We start from the raw sequence: 20,623 nt of genomic DNA, 5'->3' as shown, positions 1-20,623 counted from the left end.
TCACCGTAGAATCCATCCGTGGCCGGAAGGATCAACGACGAGGACGTGAAGGCGGTTCGGGACGCGGTCCCGATCGACGCCGTGGTGTCCGAGTACCTCCAGCTGCGCAACGCGGGCGGCGGAAACCTGAAAGGTCTCTGCCCCTTCCACGACGAGAAGTCACCGTCCTTCCAGGTCAGCCCCAGCAAGGGGCTCTTCCACTGCTTCGGCTGCCAGGAAGGCGGCGACACCATCACGTTCGTGATGAAGGTCGACCACCTCACCTTCTCCGAGTCGGTCGAGCGCCTCGCCGGCCAGGCGGGCATCACCCTTCGTTACGAGGAGGGCGGGTACAACCCCGCCCACCAGCGCGGCGAGCGCATCCGCCTGGTCGAGGCCCACAAGATCGCCGCGCAGTTCTACATCGAGCAGCTCGACACCAGCTCCGAGGCCGACACGGGCCGCAAGTTCCTCGCCGAGCGCGGCTTCGACCAGTCCGCCGCCGCCCACTTCGGCGTCGGCTACAGCCCCCAGGGCTGGGACCACCTCACCCGCTACCTCCGCGGCAAGGGCTTCACCGACAAGGAGCTCCTCCTCTCCGGCCTCTCCCAGGAGGGCCGCCGCGGCCCCATCGACCGCTTCCGCGGCCGCCTGATGTGGCCCATCCGGGACATCGGCGGCGAGGTCGTCGGCTTCGGCGCGAGAAAGCTCTACGAGTCGGACAACGGCCCGAAGTACCTGAACACGCCCGACACCGCGATCTACCGCAAGTCCCAGGTCCTGTACGGCATCGACCTCGCCAAGAAGGACATCGCGAAGGCGAGCCGCGCGGTGGTCGTCGAGGGCTACACGGACGTCATGGCCTGCCACCTGGCCGGCGTCACCACCGCCATCGCGACCTGCGGCACGGCCTTCGGCACCGACCACATCAAGATCCTCCGCCGGCTGCTGATGGACAACGGCTCCGCCCGCGTGATCTTCACCTTCGACGGCGACGCGGCCGGCCAGAAGGCGGCCCTGCGCGCCTTCGAGGACGACCAGAAGTTCGCCGCGGAGACCTACATCGCGATCGCCCCGGACGGCATGGACCCGTGCGAGCTGCGCCTCGCCAAGGGCGACGCGGCCGTCGCCGACCTCACCGAACCCCGCACGCCGCTCTTCGAGTTCGCGCTCCGCCAGATCGTCCTGCGCTACGACCTGGAGACGCCCGCGGGCCGCGCCGCCGCCCTGGACGAGGCGGCGCCCATCGTCGCGCGCATCAAGAACAGCGGCGCCCAGCACGAGGTCGCCGTGCAGCTCGCCGGCATGCTCGGCATCCTCGACACCCAGTTCGTCGTCAAGCGGGTGGCCCAGCTCGCCCGTTGGTCCCGCGACCGCGGCGGCAAGGGCCCCGCGCCGGACCGGCAGCGCCCCCAGCAGACGTACGCCGCCACCCAGGCACCCACCGGCGGCCCCGCCCTGAACCTCCGCAACCCCGTCTTCGCCACCGAGCGCGAGCTGCTCAAACTCGCCCTCCAGCGGCCCGAGCTGGTCTCCCCGGCGTTCGACGCCTACGGGATCGACGAGTTCACCGCCCCGCCCTACGCCGCCGTACGCCAGGTGATCATGGAGGCGGGCGGCGCGGAGTACGGCGTCCAGGACCCTCAGGAGTATCTGGTGCGGGTCCGTGAGGCCGCCCCGGACGACGCGGCCCGCGCCATGGTCACCGAGCTGGCCGTCGAGGCGATCATGCGCAGGACCGTCGACGAGACCTACGCGGGCGACCAGCTCGTCATGGTCCGCAGACGTGCCGTGGACCGCCGCATCCGCGACGTCCAGGGCAGCCTGGCGCGGCAGAGCGCCCACGGCGACCCGGCCCAGCTGGCCGCCGTGCAGAACGAGTTGTGGGTGCTTCAGCAGTACGAGCAGGCGTTGCGGGAGCGGGGCGCGGAGGCTCTCTGAGCCTGTCCGCGCGGGTCGACTCCGGAAGCCGTGCCCGGAGCCGTGCGTGGAGCCGCAGGTCGGCCGGGCGCCGAGCCGCGGTCGGTCGTGAACCGGGCCGATTTCGTTCGATGCCGGGCTCTCAACCTGTTTCGAGGCCCCTAAAACGCGCACTCGTGCATGAAAGTAACCGCGCGGTCACGGACCGGGCGCAAAAAGTCACCGCACGCCCCTCGTGGCGGCGATGTGTCGTACTCCACACTGGGTGGCGGTGCCTGAGTCCTCGGAGCGCGGCCGACCCGAACGCGACGGGTCCCCGATCCCCGCGGTTCCGCTAAACGACTACGGGATGGACAGCGGCAAGGCCGTCGACCCCATCCCCGACGTACCGCTGCCGCACGCCTCAGCAGCGACATTCCTGGAGGTCGCCCCCGTGCAGACCCAGACCCTCGCACAGACCGACAACACCACGGACACGGACACGGACGCAGAGACCGACGTCCTCGCGGCGGTACCCGCGCAGAGCCGTGCCGCGCACCACCCCGAGACGGAGCCGGGGAGCCCGCCCGAGCTGGGCGAGCAGCCCACGGCCGCCGTCGAGAGCCCCGAGGTGGAGGCCGAGTCCGAGGCGCCCGAGCCCGTCGAACCCCGCCGGGGCCGCGCCGCCGACACCGGCGGCCCCTCCTCGGACCTGTTCCGCCAGTACCTCCGCGAGATCGGCCGGATCCCGCTGCTCACCGCGGCCGAGGAGGTCGATCTCGCCCGCCGTGTCGAGGCCGGCCTCTTCGCCGAGGAGAAGCTCCGGCTCGCGTCCGACCTCGACAGCCAGCTCGCCCTCGACCTGGACAAGCTGGTCGTCATGGGCCGGATGGCCAAGCGCCGCCTCATCGAGGCGAACCTGCGGCTCGTCGTCTCCGTCGCCAAGCGGTACGTGGGCCGGGGTCTGACCATGCTCGACCTGGTCCAGGAGGGAAACCTCGGTCTGATCAGGGCCGTCGAGAAGTTCGACTATGCCCGCGGGTACAAGTTCTCGACGTACGCCACCTGGTGGATCCGCCAGGCCATGTCCCGCGCTCTCGCCGACCAGGCCCGGACCATCCGGGTGCCGGTGCACGTGGTCGAGCTGATCAACCGGGTCGTCCGGGTGCAGCGGCGCATGCTCCAGGAACGCGGCTACGAGCCGACGCCCGAGGAGGTCGCCGTCCAGCTCGACCTGTCGAGCGAGCGGGTCAGTGAGGTGCTGCGGCTGGCGCAGGAACCGGTGTCCCTGCACGCGCCCGTGGGGGAGGAGGACGACGTGGCGCTCGGTGACCTCATCGAGGACGGCGACGCGGCGTCTCCCGTGGAGTCCGCGGCGTTCCTGCTGCTCCGGGAGCATCTGGAGGCGGTTCTGTCCACGCTCGGGGAGCGGGAGCGGAAGGTCGTCCAGCTCCGGTACGGGCTGGCCGACGGGCGGCCCCGCACCCTGGAGGAGATAGGCCGGATCTTCGGCGTCACCCGCGAGCGGATCCGCCAGATCGAGTCCAAGACCCTCAACAAACTGAGGGACCACGCCTTCGCGGACCAGCTGCGCGGCTATCTGGACTGAGGGGCTTTCTTCGCCCCCTCCGCCCCTACCCATTCCCGTCTCTCGGGGGCTCCGCCCCCGAACCCCCGCTCCTCAAACGCCGGAGGGGCTGAAATTCTTCAGCCCGTCCGGCGATTGAGGACGAGCGCGTCAGCGCGAAAGGGGGGTCTGGGGGCGCAGCCCCCAGGAACGGGACGGGAAGGGGCGGAGGGGGCGAAAAAAGGTCAGTCCACCTCGGCGACCGCCTCCGCGAACTGGGCCTGGTAGAGGCGGGCGTAGGCGCCGTCGGCGGCGAGGAGCTCCGCGTGGGCGCCCTGCTCGACGATGGACCCGTTCTCCATGACGAGGATCGTGTCCGCGTCGCGGATCGTCGACAACCGGTGCGCGATCACGAACGACGTACGCCCGTGCGCGAGCTTCGCCATGGCCTTCTGGATCAGAACCTCCGTACGGGTGTCCACGGAACTCGTCGCCTCGTCGAGCACCAGGATCACCGGATCCGACAGGAACGCCCGCGCGATGGTGATGAGCTGCTTCTCACCCGCGCTCACCCCCGTACCCTCGTCGTCGATGACGGTGTCGTACCCGTCGGGAAGCGTCCGCACGAACCGGTCGGCGTGCGCGGCCCGCGCGGCCTCCTCGATCTCCCCGCGAGTCACCTCGCGCGAGGAGCCGTACGCGATGTTCTCCGCGATCGTCCCCCCGAACAGCCAGGTGTCCTGGAGCACCATCCCGATGCCGTCCCGGAGTTCGTCGCGGGACATGGCGGTGATGTCGACCCCGTCGAGGGTGATCCGGCCCCCGGTGACGTCGTAGAACCGCATGAGGAGGTTGACCAGGGTGGTCTTGCCGGCGCCGGTGGGTCCCACGATCGCGACGGTGTGCCCGGGTTCCACCTTCAGCGACAGGTTCTCGATGAGCGGCTTCTCGGGGTCGTAGCGGAAGGACACGTTCTCCAGGGCCACCCGCCCGTGCAGTTCCTCGGGGCGCAGCGACGGTACCGGGTCGGCCTCCTGCTCCTCCGCGTCGAGCAGTTCGAAGATCCGCTCGGCGGAGGCGACGCCGGACTGCACCAGGTTGGCCATCGAGGCGACCTGCGTCAGCGGCATCGAGAACTGCCGCGAGTACTGGATGAAGGCCTGCACGTCACCGATGGACAGCGAGCCGGAGGCGACCCGCAGTCCGCCCACCACGGCGACCAGCACATAGTTCAGGTTGGACACGAACATCATCAGCGGCTGCATGATCCCGCTGTTGAACTGCGCCTTGAACCCGGCCTCGTACAGCTTCTCGTTCTGCTCGGCGAACTGCGCCGCCGACTCCTCCTGGCGCCCGAACACCTTCACCAGGTTGTGCCCGGTGTACATCTCCTCGACGTGCGCGTTGAGCTTGCCGGTGGTCCGCCACTGCTGCACGAAGTGCGGCTGGGAACGCTTGCCGACCCGGGTGGCGATGAAGAAGGACAGCGGCACGGTGACCAGCGCCACCAGCGCCAGCAGCGGCGAGACCCAGAACATCATCGCCAGCACACCGATGATGGTCAGCATCGAGTTGATGAGCTGGCCCATCGACTGCTGGAGGGTCTGCCCGATGTTGTCGAGGTCATTGGTCGCCCGGCTGAGCACCTCGCCGCGCTGCCGCTTGTCGAAGTACGACAGCGGAAGCCGCGACAGCTTCGCCTGGAGGTCCTCGCGCATCCGGAAGACCGTCTTGTTGACCGACCGGTTGACCAGCCGGGTGGCCACCGCCATCAGCACGCCGGCCAGCAAGAACACCACGAGCGCGAGCAGCAGCACCTCACCGACCGCGTGGAAGTCGATGCCCTCGCCCGGTGTGAAGTCCGTCCCGGAGAGCATGTCGGCCATGCCGCCGTCGCCGCGCTCCCGCATGGCCGCGAGGACCTCGGCCTTGGACTGACCGGCCGGCATCTCCCGCCCGATGATGCCCGCGAAGACCAGGTCGGTGGCCCGGCCCAGGATCTTCGGGCCCACCACCGTGAAGCCCACGCTCAGGACCACGGCGACGAGCATCACGTACATCGTGGCGCGCTCGGGCTTGAACTGCGCCAGGAGCCGTTTGCCGGACCCCTGGAAATCCATCGAGCGCTGGTCGGGACCGCCCCCGGCCATCATGCGCCCCATAGGCCCGGCCATCAGGCTGCCTCCGCTTCCGTGAGCTGGGAGAGCACGATCTCCCGGTAGGTCTCGTTGCCCGCCATCAGTTCGTGGTGGCGTCCGGTGCCGACGACCCGGCCCTCGTCCAGGACCACGATCCGGTCGGCGTCCCGGATGGTCGACACCCGCTGGGCGACGATCACCACGGTCGCCTCGGAGGTCTCCTCCGCGAGCGCCGCGCGCAGCATGGCGTCGGTCTTGTAGTCGAGCGCCGAGAACGAGTCGTCGAAGAGGTAGATCTCCGGCCGCTGCACGAGGGTGCGGGCGATCGCGAGGCGTTGGCGCTGGCCGCCCGACACGTTCGTGCCGCCCTGCGCGATGGGGGAGTCGAGGCCGTTCTCCAGCTGCTCCACGAAGCCCTTGGCCTGCGCCACCTCCAGCGCGTGCCACAGTTCCTCGTCGGTGGCGTCCGGATTGCCGTAGCGCAGGTTCGTCGCCACCGTGCCCGCGAAGAGGTACGGCTTCTGCGGGACCAGGCCGACCGTCCGGGCCAGCAGCTTCGGCTCGATGGTCGCCACGTCCACGCCGTCCACGAGCACCTCGCCGTCGGTCGCGTCGAACAGCCGGGGCACCAGCCCCAGCAGCGTCGACTTGCCGCTGCCCGTCGACCCGATCACGGCGGTCGTCTCACCCGGCCGCGCCACCAGGTCCACAGCCCTGAGCACCGGCTCCTCGGCGCCCGGGTAGCGGAACCCGCCGCCCCGGATCTCCAGGTGGCCGTGGCGCCGCAGCTCCAGGACGGGCGCCGTCGGCGGCACCACGCTGCTGGCGGTGTCCAGGACCTCCTCGATGCGCTCGGCGCAGACCTCCGCGCGCGGCACCATCATGAACATGAAGGTGGCCATCATCACGGACATCACGATCTGCATGAGGTAGGCGAGGAACGCCGTCAGGTCGCCGATCTGCATGCCCCCGCTGTCGATGCGGTGGGCGCCGAACCACACCACGGCGATCGACGACAGGTTCACGACGGTCATGACGATCGGGAACATCAGCGCGAGCAGCCGCCCGGTGCCCAGCGACACCTCGGTCAGATCGGTGTTCGCCTTCCGGAAGCGCTCCTTCTCGTAGTCGTCCCGTACGAAGGCGCGGATCACGCGGTTGCCGGTGATCTGCTCGCGCAGCACGCGGTTCACGGTGTCCAGCCGGACCTGCATGGTGCGGAACAGCGGCCGCAGCCGCCGGATGATCAGCGTCACGGCGAGACCCAGGACCGGCACCACGGCGACCAGCACCCCGGACAGCGGCACGTCCAGGCCGAGGGCCAGGACGATTCCGCCCACACACATGATCGGGGCCGACACCAGAAGGGTGAACGTCATCAGGGTCAGCATCTGCACCTGCTGGACGTCATTGGTGGTGCGGGTGATCAGCGAGGGCGCCCCGAAGTGGTTGACCTCGCGCGCCGAGAAGGACTGGACGCGGTCGAAGATGGCGGCCCGGATGTCCCGGCCGACCGCCGACGCCGTACGGGCTCCGTAGTAGACCGCCCCGATGTTGCAGACGACCTGCGCCAGCGAGATCGCGATCATCACCCCGCCGAAGGACAGGATGTAGCCCGTGTCGCCCTTCACGACACCGTTGTCGATGATGTGCGCGTTGAGCGTCGGCAGGTAGAGCGTCGCGCAGGTCTGCAGGAACTGGAGCAGCACCAGCAGGGCGATGGGTTTCTTGTACGGACGGAGATAAGTCTTCAGAAGTCGTATGAGCACGCGGGGTCTCTCGGAGTCGACGGCTGGCGGGCGGGCGCGATGGGTGCGGTGGGTGCACCCCTCCCTATCGTCCGACACTCCACCCGTGTTACCTCAACCGATTAACCCAAGTGCAGGCCAAGAACCGAGCCACCCTCGGCCCTCGGACGTACGCCCCCGGCCCCTAGCCACGGAACGCCCCCGTCCCCTAGCCGCGGAACGCCCCCGGGTGCGTCTGCTCCCGTACCGACACGTACTGCTGTCGTACGGCCTGACCCACGGCCAGTTCCTCGCCGGGCTCCAGCACCTGCGCGACCGGGCCCTGCCAGGCGGGCGGGTTCCGCGGGTCGAGGGTGCCCTGCGAGGCGCCGAGCGCCCAGGCCGCCTGCCGGGCCGCGCCGAAGGCGGCGTAGTCCGCGGGCTGCGGCACCACGACCTGCGCGCCGAACAGCGCGGGCGCCACGGCCTGTACGGCGGGCAGCTCGGCGGCCTGTCCCAGCAGGAAGATCCGGCGTACGTCGACGCCCCGGCCGCGCAGCACGTCGAGCGCGTCCGCGAGCCCGCACAGCATCCCCTCGAACGCGGCGCGCGCCAGGTGCTCGGGCCGCATCGACTCCCGCCGCAGCCCGGCCAGCAGCCCCGCCGTGTGCGGCAGGTTCGGCGTCCGCTCGCCCTCCAGATACGGCAGCATCACCAGCCCGTGCGAACCCGGCGTCGACTTCATCGCCAGGTCGGACAGACTCTCCAGGTCGGGCAGCCCGAGGAGCTCGACGGCACCGCGCAGGGCTCGTACGGCGTTGAGGGTGCTGACGACCGGCAGGTGCATGCCGGTCGCGTCGGCCAGCGAGGTGATCATGCCGGAGGAGTCGACCAGCGCCTCGGGGTGTACGGCCATCACGGACCCGGAGGCTCCCAGCGAGACGACCGCGTCCCCGAGCCCGATACCGAGCCCGAACGCGGCCGCCATGGTCTCGCCCGTACCGGCGGAGATGAGGAGCCCCTCCGGAGTGGTCCCCGCCGCGTCGGACGGGCCGAGCACCTCGGGCAGGCCGACCTGGTGGCCGAGCGCCATCTCGACGAGGTCCGGCCGGTAACCGCCGGTCGCCGCCGACCAGTAACCCGTTCCGGAGGCGCCGCCGCGGTCGGTGGTCCTGCGCGCCGGCCGTCCGAGCAACTGCCACACGAGCCAGTCGTGCGCCTGCATCAGGAAGGCCGTCCGGCGCGCCGCGTCCGGCTCGGTCCGGCTCAGCCAGCGGAGTTTGGTCACCGGCTGGGCGGCCTGCGGCACGGAGCCGACGGCCTGCGCCCAGGCCTCGCGCCCGCCGAGGGCGTCGACCAGATCGGCGGCGGCGACCTGCGCCCGCTTGTCACTTCCGACGAGCGCGGGCCGCACCGTGTTGCCCTGGGCGTCCAGCAGGACGAGGCCGTTCTGCTGCGCCGACACGCCGATGGCCTGCACACCTTCGAGCAGCCCGCCGCCGGCCGCCTCTCCCAGGGACAGCAGCCAGGCCTGCGGATCGACGTCGGAAGGACGACCGCCGCCCTCGGCGGGATCGACCGGATGCGGCGCGAACCCCTGTTTGAGCACGGTGCCCGTGTCCGCGTCGCAGACGACGATTCGAGTGAAATCGGGTGAACTGTCCAACCCGGCGACTATCCCCATGGCGCAAATTCTGCCGTACTGCGGGAGGGAACCGCGCCGGACCGGACAGGTACGGACCCGATCGCTAGGTGTTGGACGTGCCCCAGTCGTCCTCGCGGCGGCCGTTCGTGTTCCGCTCGCGCAGTGAGCGGACCCGCCCGGCCACAGAGACGGGGACCTTGTCCCCCACCTTCTCGCTCACCGCGTGGTACGCCTTGCCGGCGAACTCGCGGCCCTGCTGAGCGGCGGTCTCAGCGGTGTTGCGCACCGCCGGGTTCTGCGAGATCCGCCGGGCGGATTTCTTCAACTGCTCGTAACGTTCGCGCCCGGCGCGTGTGCCCAGCACGTAACCCAGAGCCACTCCGGCGACGAATGTGAGCCGGTAGCGCATGACGACCACCCTTCCCTTGCGTCGGCATCGGTGTGGGGGCGGAACCGATTGGCGGAGCACCCCCCTGCTTGCGCTAATGTATGTGTCGCAGCGAGCGCACGCCCCCTGGCGAATACCCAGGTAGCCGCGTTCGATGCGGCGAAGCGATCCCCTGTAGCTCAATTGGCAGAGCAGCCGGCTGTTAACCGGCAGGTTACTGGTTCGAGTCCAGTCGGGGGAGCTCGATCTCCTGTAGCTCAATTGGCAGAGCAGCCGGCTGTTAACCGGCAGGTTACTGGTTCGAGTCCAGTCGGGAGAGCAACGGAAGAGGACCCCTCAGGGGTCCTTTTTCATGTCCGCCGGAACCGGGCGCGGCACGCCGAAGTCCTCATGGTCATGCGAAGCCGACCATCCGAAGCAGGAGATCGTATGAGCGGCTATGCTGCGGCAGACGGCGCGCACAAATGTGCGCGACGCGCCGTAGATGGGGCGGTAGCTCAGCCGGTTAGAGCAGCGGACTCATAATCCGTCGGCCGTGGGTTCGAGTCCCACCCGCCCCACCACGCGCTACGCGGGCAGAATCGATCCGAGCAGCGGCTTTGCCGGTGGGCAGACAAGGCGGGGGCCGCGGGCGGTACGTCTTGATCACGCTTTCGTGAGCGGCGGGACAGATTCGGGACGTCGACTCCCGTCAAGCTCGACGGGCTCTGCTCACTCTCTCCGGTTCCGAAGAACGCCTGGTTCTTCGCCACCATCGAGCGGGGGTTGCTCGGCACGAGCTCCCGGCCCGGCCGGGCCGCCGCCCGCACGCACCGCACTGCCCCGCACAGCGGCCTCGGCCACCCCGGCTCCGGCGAACCACCTGCCGCGGAACCCGGCCCACCTGGGGAATCCCGTGCTCGCCCACCGATAAACCGAAGCCGAAGATGTTCACCGCTTCGACGGAAGCTGCTGGGGTTTCCGTGGAGATGCCGGGCGGCCGGTCCTACCGTCCTGGGGGTAGAGGGATCGCCCCGATCCGCACCGTCTCCGGCAAGGAGCACCTCACCCCGATGACCGTTGACAGCAGCCCGGAAGTCCAGGCCGCGCCGGTATTTCCACAGCAGGCCCTCGGCACCGTCGCCGCCCGTAACCTCGCCACGACCACCAAGTCCGCCCCGCAGATGCAGGAGATCACCTCCCGCTGGTTGCTGCGGATGCTCCCCTGGGTCGAGGCCAAGGGCGGCGCCTACCGGGTGAACCGGCGGCTCAGGCACACCGTCGGCGACGGGCGCATCGAGTTCGTCCAGGAGGGTCCCACGGTTCGTGTGATCCCCCAGGAACTCGGTGAACTGGCCCTGCTGCGGGGCTTCGACGACGTGGACGTCCTCACCGCCCTGGCCGAACGCTGTGTGCAGCGTGACTTCGCCGCCGGTGAGGTCCTCGTCGAGCGCGGCAGCCCGGCGGACCGGATCCACCTGATCGCCCACGGCCGCGTCCGCCAGTCAGGCGAGGGCCAGTACGGCGGAGCGACCGCCATCGGGGTACTCGCGGACGGCGACCACTTCGGCGAGAACGCTCTGCTGGACTCCGACGCCCGCCACCCCTGCACGGCCACCGCCGAGACCTCCGGCACTCTCCTCACGCTCTCCCGCTCCGACTTCGCCGCCGTACGGGAGGCCGCGCCCGGACTCCAGGCCCACATCGAGGAGTTCGGCTCCGCCGCACGGCGGCCGCAGAACAAACACGGCGAGGCCGAGATCGCCCTGTCGGCCGGCCACACCGGCGAGGCCGACCTGCCGGCCACCTTCGTGGACTACGAGCTGAAGCCGCGCGAGTACGAACTCTCCGTCGCCCAGACCGTCCTGAGAATCCACAGCCGGGTCGCCGACCTCTACAACGGGCCGATGAACCAGACGGAGGAGCAACTCCGTCTCACCATCGAGGCGTTGCGTGAGCGGCAGGAGCACGAGCTCATCAACAACCGTGAGTTCGGGCTGCTGCACAACGCCGACTTCAAGCAGCGCATCCAGACGCACTCCGGCCCGCCGACCCCGGACGACATGGACGACCTGCTCTGCCGCCGCCGCGGAACCAAGTTCTTCCTCGCCCACCCGAGGACGATCGCCGCGATCGGACACGGCTTCAACTCCTGTGGCCTCTACCCGGACCACGTCGACCTCGGCGGGCAGTCGGTCCCGGCCTGGCGCGGGGTTCCGATCCTGCCCTGCAACAAGATCCCGATCAGCAGGGAACAGACCAGCTCCATCATCGCGATGCGCACGGGTGAGGAGAACCAGGGAGTCATCGGCCTACGGCAGACAGGCCTGCCGGACGAGGTCGAGCCGGGCCTCTCCGCGCGTTTCATGGGCATCAACGAACAGGCCGTCATCTCCTATCTCGTCAGCACGTACTACTCCGCCGCGGTCCTCCTGCCCGACGCGCTCGGAGTGCTGGAGAACGTGCAGATCGCCCGCATGCGGCACTGACGGCGTGCCCGCGTCGAACAGGCGGACGCCCCCGCTCGGCCCAGCGCAGCAAGGAGTAACAGATGCCCGACACCGGGCCCCTCGGACCACCCGTGCCCAAATGGCGGCCGGGGCCGTCCACCACCACGCCGGTCCTGCCCGCCGAACCTCCCGAACCTCCCGAACCCGTCGTCCGGAGCCGGGGCCTGGGCGGGCCGACCGGCCTGGGGACGGCCTCGCTGTCCCTGGCCCGTGCACCGCGTCCACCGGCCGCACCCCCCGTCCCCGTATCCGCCGTCCGGAGCCAGAGCCGGGGCCTGGGCGGGCCGACCGGTCTGGGGACGGCCTCGCTGTCGCTGGCCCGCACACCGGACCCGGCGCTCCCCGCTCCCGCGCCGCCTGCCGAGGGCAAGGCCGTTCCCGGCCTGTACCACCACCCCGTCCCGGAGCCCGACCCGGTGCGCGTCGAGGAAGTGAGCCGTCGGATCAAACGCTGGGCCGAGGACGAGGTCCAGCTCTACCCCGAGGACTGGGAAGGCCAGTTCGACGGCTTCTCCGTCGGGCGGTACATGGTCGGCTGCCATCCTGACGCCCCCACCGTGGATCACCTGATGATCGCCACCCGGCTGATGGTCGCGGAGAACGCCGTCGACGACTGCTACTGCGAGGACCACGGCGGCTCACCCGTCGGTCTCGGCGGGCGACTCCTCCTCGCGCACACCGCGCTCGACCCGCTCCACACCACCCCGGAGTACGCCCCGGAGTGGGAGACGTCGCTCGGCTCGGATCCGCCGCGGCGCGCCTATCGCAGCGCGATGGACTACTTCGTCCGCGCGGCCACGCCCTCCCAGGCCGACCGCTTCCGGCACGACATGGCCCGGCTGCACATGGGTTATCTCGCCGAGGCGGCCTGGACCGAGACCGACCATGTCCCGGAGGTGTGGGAGTACCTGGCGATGCGCCAGTTCAACAACTTCCGCCCCTGCCCCACCATCACGGACACCGTCGGAGGCTACGAGCTCCCGGCGGACCTGCAAGCGCGGCCGGAGACGCAACGGGTCATCGCGCTGGCCGGGAACGCGACCACCATCGTCAATGACCTGTACTCCTACACCAAGGAACTGGCCAGTCCCGGCCGGCACCTGAACCTGCCCGTGGTGATCGCGGAACGCGAAGGGCTCTCCGAGCGCGACGCGTATCTCAAGGCGGTCGAGGTCCACAACGACCTCATGCACGCCTTCGAGGCGGCAACGGCCGACCTCGCCGCGGCCTGCCCCCTGCCCGCCCTGCTGCGCTTCCTCAAGGGCGTGGCCACCTGGGTCGACGGCAACCACGACTGGCACCGCACCAACACCTACCGCTACAGCCTGCCCGACTTCTGGTAAAGAACGGACGCCATCTGTGACCACGGACTTCACCCCCGCACTCTCCGCGAAGATCCCGGCCCCGACGACCCCCTATCAGGGAGACATCGCCCGCTACTGGAACAGCGAGGCGAGGCCGGTGAACCTGCGCCTCGGTGACGTGGACGGGCTCTACCACCATCACTACGGCATCGGCGCTGTCGACCACGCCGCGCTCGGCGACCCGGAGCACAGCGAGTACGAGAAGAGGCTGATCGCCGAGCTGCACCGGCTGGAGTCCGCCCAGGCCGAGTTCCTCCTGGACCATCTCGGCCCCGTCACGGCCGACGACACCCTCGTCGACGCCGGGTGCGGTCGCGGCGGATCCATGGTCATGGCCCACCAGCGCTTCGGCTGCAAGGTCGAAGGCGTCACGCTCTCGGCCACGCAGGCCGACTTCGGCAACTCGCGGGCGCGGGAGCTGCGTATCCAGGATCACGTCCGCTCGCGCGTGTGCAACATGCTCGACACCCCCTTCGAGAACGGCGGCGTCGCTGCCTCGTGGAACAACGAGTCGACCATGTACGTCGACCTGCACGACCTGTTCGCCGAGCACTCCCGCTTCCTCAAGGTGGGGGGCCGCTACGTGACCATCACCGGCTGCTGGAACCCCCGTTACGGCCAGCCGTCGAAGTGGGTCTCGCAGATCAACGCCCACTTCGAGTGCAACATCCACTCCCGGCGCGAGTACCTGCGGGCCATGGCCGACAACCGGCTCGTGCCGCAGACCGTGATCGACCTGACTCCCGACACCCTGCCGTACTGGGAACTGCGGGCCACGTCCTCGCTGGTCACCGGGATCGAGGAGGCGTTCATCGAGTCCTACCGGGACGGTTCCTTCCAGTACGTGCTGATCGCGGCCGACCGCGTCTGAACGGACGCCACCGGGCCTTAGGTCCCGACCACTCCCGACGCTCGCGAACGTGTCCCGAACGCGCCCACAGCGGATTCCCCTTCCACCGCCCCCACGCTTCTTGCGCGGGGGCTCGCGGACGCGGAGCATCCGCCGACCGCCACGGCCGTCAGGAGCACGGTCGGCGCCGACTGCGTCGGGTGGAGGCGGTGGGACACCGGGAAGCCTCTCTGCGACGGGGACAGGGGCCCGCGACTTGCGCGGGCCCCTGTTCCGCTGGGTCAGCGCGCGACGTCGGCGATGTCGTTGCTCGTGTTGTAGCTGCCGACGCTCGTCGGCTTGTAGCTGTCGACGCTCATCGGCATACCGTGGTTGACGTCGGACAGCAGGACGATCCACGGGCTGTGCCCGGTCATCACGATCTCCATGCCGGACAGTCGGCCCTGGTGCCCACCGGTATCGGCGGACGTGTGCACGCCGACGGCCAGAACCGCGCTGTACTGCGCGGCGTCGCGGCCCTGTACGTCCCCCCTGCGGCCGGTGCCTCAGTCCGACAGGCCCCCCGGACGCCGCTGAACCGGACGGTCGAAACGGGCGGGTCACGCGCCCGGCTTTCTGCTGTCTGCCAACTCCCTTGTCCGCTGCGGCAGATGAAACGCCGCCAGCGGGGCAGTCGTCCCGTTGTGCCGTCCGCGGCGCCGGGGGAGCCTCATGTGCCGCTGCAATCAAGCGAGTTCGACCGATCTCGCCGCAGCGCGCCCGGCGGGCACGGGACGGCGTCCGACACCGACAGCTACCGAGAGCTACCGACAGCTAGGGATGTTGATGGAGAAGCCCAAACAGGAACCCGGGCAGGAAGAGGAACAGGAGTCAGAAGGCAAGGTGTTCGACCTGACCGCCGTGCAGGTGGCGGCGAGTGCGCTCGCGACCGTGGTGGGCGCGGGGCTTGCGTCCATGCTGGGGGTGACCGGGACGATCATCGGTGCCGCCGTGGTCAGTACCAGCGCGACCACCGGCGCCGCGGTCTTCCAGCACGCGTTCCGGCGGACCGGCGAGGAGATCCGCAGCCGGGTGCCGTCCGTGGGAGGGGCCCGGACACCGGGTGAGGAGCGCGCGGAGCAGCGCGCGGACGCCCGCGCCGCCTTCGGCGCACCGGCGGCTTCCGAGGGCTCGGCGGAATCCGCGGCCTCCGCGGATTCCGGGAGCGGGCCGGTCACCGCGGTGGGGGGTGACTCCCGGTGGAAGTCCTTCGCCTGGAAGAAGTACGCCCTGGCGACGGGCCTGGTGTTCGCTCTGGGGATGGTGACGGTGACCGCGGTGGAGCTGTTCGCCGGCAAGCCGGTGGCCGCCGTTCTCAAGAACGAGTCGGGCAGCGGAACCTCGGTGGGCGGCGGCACCGCCGGTGACGCCGAGCCCGCGGACAGCCCCACACCGACCCCGGGGGCGTCGGACGGCACGGTGCCGGGGACGGCCGACACCGTCTCGCCGGACGCGAGCCCGACGCCGGACAGCAGTTCCGGCGACGCTGCCGATCCCACGGTCAGCCCCACCCCCAGCGCGCCCGAGTCGTCGGTGCCGTCGTCCAGCGGCGATGCCGTGAGCAGTTCCGACGTCGCCGCCGACTGAGCGGTCCCCGGGGGCGCGGTGCCGTGCGCGGCACCGTTCGCCTCTGGGCTCCCCGGAGTTCGGCTTGTACGCTCCTGCTGTTCCGGATCTGCGCCTTACGATGCGGATGCGCGCGGAGAGCACTGGGGGAGTCTCTATGTCCGGCATGTCTGGCATATCTCAGGGGGCACCGCTCCGGCTGCTGGCGGGGAGGCTGCCGGGCGGGGTGGATCTGTATCTCCTCGGACCGGACGGCGGGATCGTCTTCGCTGACCGGGAGGGCGTGCGGGAGCTCGGCCCCGAGCGGGAGTTCCTCCGCTTCATCGACGACGGGCAGTTCGCCCACTATCTGGTGGGAGACGCGAAGACCTCGCCGGAGCGGCCCTCCAACGCGACCGTCAAACTGGGCGTGGTCGGCCCGCGCAGCGCGTTCACCCCGCACGCCCACGGCGGCGAGCACTTCGTGCTGAGCCTGGGGCACGCGGCGTGCGGTCTGTACGACGCCGTACGCGGTGAGGTCACCGAAGTGCCCCTGTCGCCGGGCATGATGATCCGGATCCCGGAGATGATGCCGCACTCCTTCGCCAACCGTGGCTCGGTGCCGCTGACGATCCTGGCCGCCAACACCGGCTACGGCATCGACCACGAGGACTACGCGATCACCGCGGGGGAGGCGGAGCGGCGCGCGACGGGGGTGTCCGTGTCCCCTCTGATCGGTGCCTCCGGTGCCTCCGGTGCCTCCGGTGCCTCCGGTGCCTCCGGTGCCTCCGGTGCCGACGAGCCGGACGCGCCGCCGGGCTCGGTCGCCCTCACCGCCACCGGCTATGGCACCGGCACCGACTACCACGCCCTCGCCGCCGAGTTGCGGGCCATCGAGGACGCCCAGCGAATACGGGGCGTGGGCGCCACGACCGTACGGGAACGGCTCGCGGCGCGGCTGCGGCGGGTGGCGGGCGCGCTGGAGGGGTCACGGTGATCTGTCCGCACTGCGAGAAGTCGCTCCTGCGCAAGGAACGACCCGGGAACGTCTGCGGATTCTGCCGGCGCGCCTACGCGCTCGACCCCAAGACCAACGACCTGCGGCTCAGCGACCTGCGGGTGCGTCGGGTCATGGGCACCTTGACCAACGAGGGGCAACTGCCCTGCACACCAGGTCAGTTGTGGTACGCGCTGTCGCGTAAGTCGCTGCGCGAGAGCCGGATCCAGCTCGGCTGTGGGTGCCTCCCGGCGTACTTCGGGGGCGCGCTCGCCTTCGTGGGGCTGATCACCCAGCTCTCGCTGGTCGCCGCGGCGGGCGGGCTGTTGCTGCTGACTGCCCTCGGCATCGTGATCGCGATGCAGCTGGGCGTCGGCCGGGGCCGGCCGAAGGTCACCCGGAGCGCCTTCCGCTCCGGTCCGCTCGCGGAGTGGCGGCGCGTCTACGGCTCCCTCCCGCCCGGCCTGGTCGACGACGACCGGCTCCCGGACGGGCAGGCCGCCCCGCCAGCAGGCGCCGCCATGCTGATCTGCCCCGACCTGTCCGTCGCCGTGTGCCTCGACGCCGCCGGTGTGCCCGCGCGGCACGGCCTCACCCTCCTCACCGACCCGCGTCGGCTGACCGGATACGGCCCGGTGATCGTCCTGCACGACGCGAGCGCGCAGGGCCTGCTCCTCGTACGCAGGCTGCGCGTCGCCCTGCCGGGACGGACCGTGGTCGACGCCGGACTGCCGCTGCGCCGGCTGCGGGAGAGGGAGAGCGCGGTGCCGTTCCGGGACGCCGGGCCGGGCGAGGCGGACATGGCCGAGCTCGCCGCCTCCGGCGAGTTCACCCCCGCCGAACTGAAGTGGCTCGCCAAGGGCTGGACGTACCCGCTCGTCGGGGTGCCGCCCGCCCGGCTGCTGGCCGTCGTCGACCGGGTCGCCGAACGGGTGGCCACCGCCGCCGACCCGCAGCGCCGGCGCGCGGCCTCCCTGGGCTTCCTGACCTGGCCGGCACCGCCCGCCCCGCCGATGCCGTCGGCGCCGCCCAGGGGGGCCTGATGATCTGCCCCCACTGCCGGGCCGGACTCCGGCGCAAGGACCGTACGGGCAAGGTGTGCGCGCACTGCCGCCGGCGGTTCGCCCTCGATCCGGTGGAGCACGGGCGCGGCATGAACGACCTGCGGATCGAGCGGGTGGCCCGTCGGCTCACGGGCGGCGGACGGCTGCGGGTCACGCTCACCCAGCTGTGGTACCTGGCCAGAACCGAGAACCCCGTGACACCGGCGACGACCGGGAGCAGTACGACGGTGGAGCGGTCCTGGGTGCGGTGGCTGGTGATCGTCCCGGTGCTGGCCGTTCTCTTCGGTGTCGCCGCGGCGTCGGCCGCCGGAGCGGTCGCCCTCGCCGTCGCCGTGAACCAAGGGCTGGTGTGGTTCCTCGCCCTCGGGTTCCTCGCGTTCGTCGGGTTCGCGGTCTGCCCCGGCGTGTACCGGTGGGCGACGGAGGCGTTCGGCGACCTCGGCGGCGAGCGCACCACGCACACCACCCAGTGGCCGCCGACCGCGGCCGTCGTGCCCTCGTACGCCGCCTTCCGCGCGCTGATGGCCGGCCCGTGGACGCAGACGTACGGCGGGCTGCCGGCCGGGATCATGGACGAGAAGGGGTACGTGGTGGGCGCGCGCCCGGCGGAGCCCGGGGCCGTCCTGCTCAGCCTCGACCCGGCCGTCACCGCCTTCCTGGACGCCAACGGCGTGCCGGCCCGGCTCGGTGTCGCCCTGGTCACCACCGCCGAGGAGCTTCCGCGGGACGACGTACCGGTGGTGGCGGTGCACGACACCGGCCTGGGGAGCGTGCTGCTGACCGCCGAACTCCGCGCGGCGAGGCCGGAACGCGTGGTCGTGGACGTCGCGCCGCCCCTCCGCGAGGCGATGCGCGGACGGCACACGGTACGGCTGTACGCGCGTCCCGCCGAGGCCGGGCCGAACCTGGTGACCCGGCTGCGCGAGGAGGCCGGTCTGAACCTGACGGAGGCCGAGTGGCTGGCCGCGGGCTGGTGGAGCCCGGTCGCCGCGGTGCCGCCGGTACTGCTCGAAAGGGTCGTCGAGCGGGCGGTCGAACGCGCGCTGGAACTGGCCCGAGTACGCGGCTCCGCGGCCTCGGTCGGCTTCTTCTCGTGGCCGGAGCCGTCCGGCACGTCCGCGGCGCGGGACGGGAGCACCGGATGAGGGCGCTGGGTGTCGGTGCGTGGACGTGAGAGAGGGCTGGATCACTCGATGACAGTGCGAGGCGGCACAGGGCGGCGGCGGCCGGACACGGCACCCGCCCCCGGCCCGCTGCTGGGCCGGGGGATCGCGCTCGGCGCCGAACGGGCGGCTGCGCCGGGCGAAATCCGTTTCACGGAGCGGCAGTTGTACTACGAGACGTGCCGGGTACTGCGTCCCGCGCCGCCGGAGGGGCTGGCGCGGCGGATTCCCCGTACGCCGCCTCCGCCGCTACGGCTGCCCCGGTTCACGCGCGCGCTCGACGCCCTGGGCAGGGAGGAAATGCCCGGACTGCTTCCGGAGCCGGCCGCGAACCCTCCGGTCGGCGCGGCACCTTCCCGGGAGCCCGATCTCTACGACTACGGCCTGCCCCGGCTGCTGGTCTGCCAGGGCCGGGCGATCGCACGGATGCTGCTCGCCAACCATCTGCACCTGGAGGTGGCCTGCCCCGTGCTGGCCGCCGAGGACGATCTGCCGCTCGACCCCAGGCTCCTGGCGGCCCTGGAACGGGCCCAGGGAGCCACCGTGTACGTCCTGCACGACGCGAGCCCGGCCGGACTCACCCTGCCCGCGCGGGTACGGGCCGAGGCCGGGGCGGTTCCCGGCGTACGGGTCGCCTCGCTGGGCCTGGTGCCGCGGCAGGCGGCGGCGCTGCACCTGATGTCCGGCCGCCGGCCCGACCCGCGGCCGGCCCTGGGACCGCTGCCCGCGGGGCTGCGGCCCGATGAGGTCGCCTGGCTGGCGGAGGGCCGGTTCACGGAGGTCGCCGCCGTGCGGCCCGCCCGGCTGCTGCGGACCGTGCTGCGGCTCACCCGCGGGCCCCGACCGCCCCGGAACTCCGTCTGGACCGAGCTGCGCGACCTGCGTGGCGCGGGCTTCATGACCTGGCCCGCCGTATGAGCGTCACCCGCGCCCGGCCCGGCGTGCACCGCCGCGGCTCGGCCCGGCGTACGACCACCCGCCTGAACCGCCGCAGACCCGAGGACCAGAGACGATGATCCGGCCACGCGAGATCGGCTACACCGACGAACTGCTCGCCGACGGCAGCGTTCACCGCGGATACGACGACGGACGGCAGGAATGGCGCCGCCGGGACCAGGCCACCGGCCGTGTCGTGCACTGGCACGACAACCGGGGCGCCTCCGGCACCGACGAACTGCTCGGGGACCGGATCATCAAGCGTCTGCTCGCCGACGGCACGGTGACCTACGGCCGGGACATCGGCTACGGCCGGACCCTGTGGGGCCCCGGCGAGACCGTCATGATCAACCGGACGTCCTTCGGCGGCCAGTTGGGCACGATCCTCGTCGGGCTCGGTCTGGCGGGCCTGGCGATCACCGCCACGCAGCTGCCTCCGCTGAGCCTGACGCCCGAGGAGGAAGAGGAGTTGCGCCAGCAGGCGCAGAACTCGTCGTCCGGGGGCGGGGGAGACAGCGGCGGGGGCGACGGGGGTGGTGGGGACGGTGGGGACGACGTGTGGGACGGGTCATGGGGCAGTGACGACGGGGGTGGGTGGAGCGACGACGACTTCGGCTGACGCGGGGCCGGATTCCCGACTTCCCCTATCGGGCGCCGGGTTCCGGGTTCCGCACTCCGGGTCCCGCACTCCGGGCTCCGCTTCCGGACTCCGCACTCCGGGCTCCGTTGTCGCGTACCCCGTACTCCCGTACTCCCGTACTCCCGTACTCCCGTACTCCCGTACTCCCGTACTCCCGTACTCCCGTACTCCCGTACTCCCGTACTCCCGTACT

At 71.1% G+C, this 20,623-nt stretch carries 16 protein-coding genes and 3 tRNA genes; 14 read left to right on the top strand and 5 right to left on the bottom strand.

Translation table 11 applies throughout. From position 1 onward, the window contains the following. Positions 1-18: 18 nt before the first annotated feature. The gene (gene dnaG, locus ACIP79_RS30295) at positions 19-1,920 is read left to right on the top strand and encodes a DNA primase (protein WP_401228234.1); all 1,902 of its coding nucleotides are present in this window, start codon (positions 19-21) and stop codon (positions 1,918-1,920) included. Positions 1,921-2,170: 250 nt separating this feature from the next. Beyond that, positions 2,171-3,487 carry an RNA polymerase sigma factor gene (locus ACIP79_RS30290; RefSeq protein WP_401228232.1) on the top strand — a complete coding sequence of 439 codons (1,317 nt, stop codon included), beginning with the start codon at positions 2,171-2,173 and terminating at the stop codon, positions 3,485-3,487. Positions 3,488-3,690: 203 nt separating this feature from the next. Here the strand turns inward: ACIP79_RS30290 and ACIP79_RS30285 are convergent, their stop codons facing one another. The 4 genes from ACIP79_RS30285 to ACIP79_RS30270 form a co-directional block, all read right to left on the bottom strand. Further along, positions 3,691-5,619, bottom strand: a complete 1,929-nt coding sequence (locus ACIP79_RS30285) for an ABC transporter ATP-binding protein (RefSeq protein WP_401228230.1) — start codon at positions 5,617-5,619, stop codon at positions 3,691-3,693. After that, positions 5,619-7,352, bottom strand: coding sequence for an ABC transporter ATP-binding protein (locus tag ACIP79_RS30280; RefSeq protein ID WP_401228228.1), 1,734 nt, complete (start codon positions 7,350-7,352; stop codon positions 5,619-5,621). The genes ACIP79_RS30285 and ACIP79_RS30280 overlap by 1 nt, the downstream gene beginning before the upstream one ends. Before the next feature lie 187 nt (positions 7,353-7,539). Further along, on the bottom strand, positions 7,540-8,994 hold the full coding sequence (locus ACIP79_RS30275; RefSeq protein WP_401228226.1) for an FGGY family carbohydrate kinase: 1,455 nt from the start codon (positions 8,992-8,994) through the stop codon (positions 7,540-7,542). 64 nt (positions 8,995-9,058) lie between these two features. After that, positions 9,059-9,364 carry a YtxH domain-containing protein gene (locus ACIP79_RS30270; RefSeq protein WP_401228224.1) on the bottom strand — a complete coding sequence of 102 codons (306 nt, stop codon included), beginning with the start codon at positions 9,362-9,364 and terminating at the stop codon, positions 9,059-9,061. Positions 9,365-9,511: 147 nt separating this feature from the next. Between ACIP79_RS30270 and ACIP79_RS30265 the strand changes: the two genes are divergently transcribed. The 6 genes from ACIP79_RS30265 to ACIP79_RS30240 all read left to right on the top strand — a co-directional run bounded on the left by ACIP79_RS30265 (position 9,512) and on the right by ACIP79_RS30240 (position 14,067). Then, positions 9,512-9,584 (top strand) — tRNA-Asn (locus ACIP79_RS30265). 5 nt (positions 9,585-9,589) lie between these two features. After that, positions 9,590-9,662, top strand: a tRNA-Asn gene (locus tag ACIP79_RS30260). A 167-nt stretch (positions 9,663-9,829) separates the two neighbouring features. Then, positions 9,830-9,906: transfer RNA gene (locus tag ACIP79_RS30255), tRNA-Ile, on the top strand. Between the two features lie 489 nt (positions 9,907-10,395). Continuing rightward, a complete protein-coding gene (locus ACIP79_RS30250; RefSeq protein ID WP_401228223.1) occupies positions 10,396-11,811 on the top strand; it encodes a family 2B encapsulin nanocompartment shell protein in 1,416 nt (471 codons plus the stop codon). A 62-nt stretch (positions 11,812-11,873) separates the two neighbouring features. Beyond that, positions 11,874-13,175 carry a family 2 encapsulin nanocompartment cargo protein terpene cyclase gene (locus ACIP79_RS30245; RefSeq protein WP_401228221.1) on the top strand — a complete coding sequence of 434 codons (1,302 nt, stop codon included), beginning with the start codon at positions 11,874-11,876 and terminating at the stop codon, positions 13,173-13,175. A gap of 16 nt (positions 13,176-13,191) precedes the next feature. Continuing rightward, positions 13,192-14,067 (top strand): geranyl diphosphate 2-C-methyltransferase, encoded by an 876-nt coding sequence (locus ACIP79_RS30240; RefSeq protein WP_401228219.1) that lies wholly within the window; start codon positions 13,192-13,194, stop codon positions 14,065-14,067. A gap of 260 nt (positions 14,068-14,327) precedes the next feature. Here ACIP79_RS30240 and ACIP79_RS30235 read toward each other — a convergent pair whose 3' ends face one another. Beyond that, positions 14,328-14,462, bottom strand: a complete 135-nt coding sequence (locus tag ACIP79_RS30235) for a hypothetical protein (protein ID WP_401228217.1) — start codon at positions 14,460-14,462, stop codon at positions 14,328-14,330. A gap of 409 nt (positions 14,463-14,871) precedes the next feature. On the opposite strand from ACIP79_RS30235, the gene ACIP79_RS30230 reads away from it, so the two are divergent. The 6 genes from ACIP79_RS30230 to ACIP79_RS30205 all read left to right on the top strand — a co-directional run bounded on the left by ACIP79_RS30230 (position 14,872) and on the right by ACIP79_RS30205 (position 20,409). Next, positions 14,872-15,672 (top strand): hypothetical protein, encoded by an 801-nt coding sequence (locus ACIP79_RS30230; protein WP_401228215.1) that lies wholly within the window; start codon positions 14,872-14,874, stop codon positions 15,670-15,672. A 145-nt stretch (positions 15,673-15,817) separates the two neighbouring features. After that, a complete protein-coding gene (locus ACIP79_RS30225) occupies positions 15,818-16,627 on the top strand; it encodes a cupin domain-containing protein (protein WP_401228214.1) in 810 nt (269 codons plus the stop codon). Continuing rightward, positions 16,624-17,670 (top strand): hypothetical protein, encoded by a 1,047-nt coding sequence (locus ACIP79_RS30220; RefSeq protein WP_401228212.1) that lies wholly within the window; start codon positions 16,624-16,626, stop codon positions 17,668-17,670. The genes ACIP79_RS30225 and ACIP79_RS30220 overlap by 4 nt, the downstream gene beginning before the upstream one ends. Further along, positions 17,670-18,836 (top strand): hypothetical protein, encoded by a 1,167-nt coding sequence (locus ACIP79_RS30215; protein WP_401228210.1) that lies wholly within the window; start codon positions 17,670-17,672, stop codon positions 18,834-18,836. Before ACIP79_RS30220 ends, ACIP79_RS30215 begins: the two co-directional genes overlap by 1 nt. Positions 18,837-18,884: 48 nt before the next feature. Continuing rightward, positions 18,885-19,772: a hypothetical protein gene (locus ACIP79_RS30210; protein WP_401228208.1), complete on the top strand. Its 888-nt coding sequence runs from the start codon at positions 18,885-18,887 to the stop codon at positions 19,770-19,772. Between the two features lie 94 nt (positions 19,773-19,866). Next, on the top strand, positions 19,867-20,409 hold the full coding sequence (locus ACIP79_RS30205; RefSeq protein WP_401228207.1) for a hypothetical protein: 543 nt from the start codon (positions 19,867-19,869) through the stop codon (positions 20,407-20,409). Positions 20,410-20,623 lie beyond the last annotated feature (214 nt).

Source organism: Streptomyces sp. NPDC088747, assembly GCF_044751025.1.
In the GTDB taxonomy this organism is placed as follows: Bacteria; Actinomycetota; Actinomycetes; order Streptomycetales; family Streptomycetaceae; genus Streptomyces.
The sequence above is the reverse complement of the archived record's forward strand: the minus strand, read 5'-3'. Positions and strand labels throughout refer to the sequence as shown.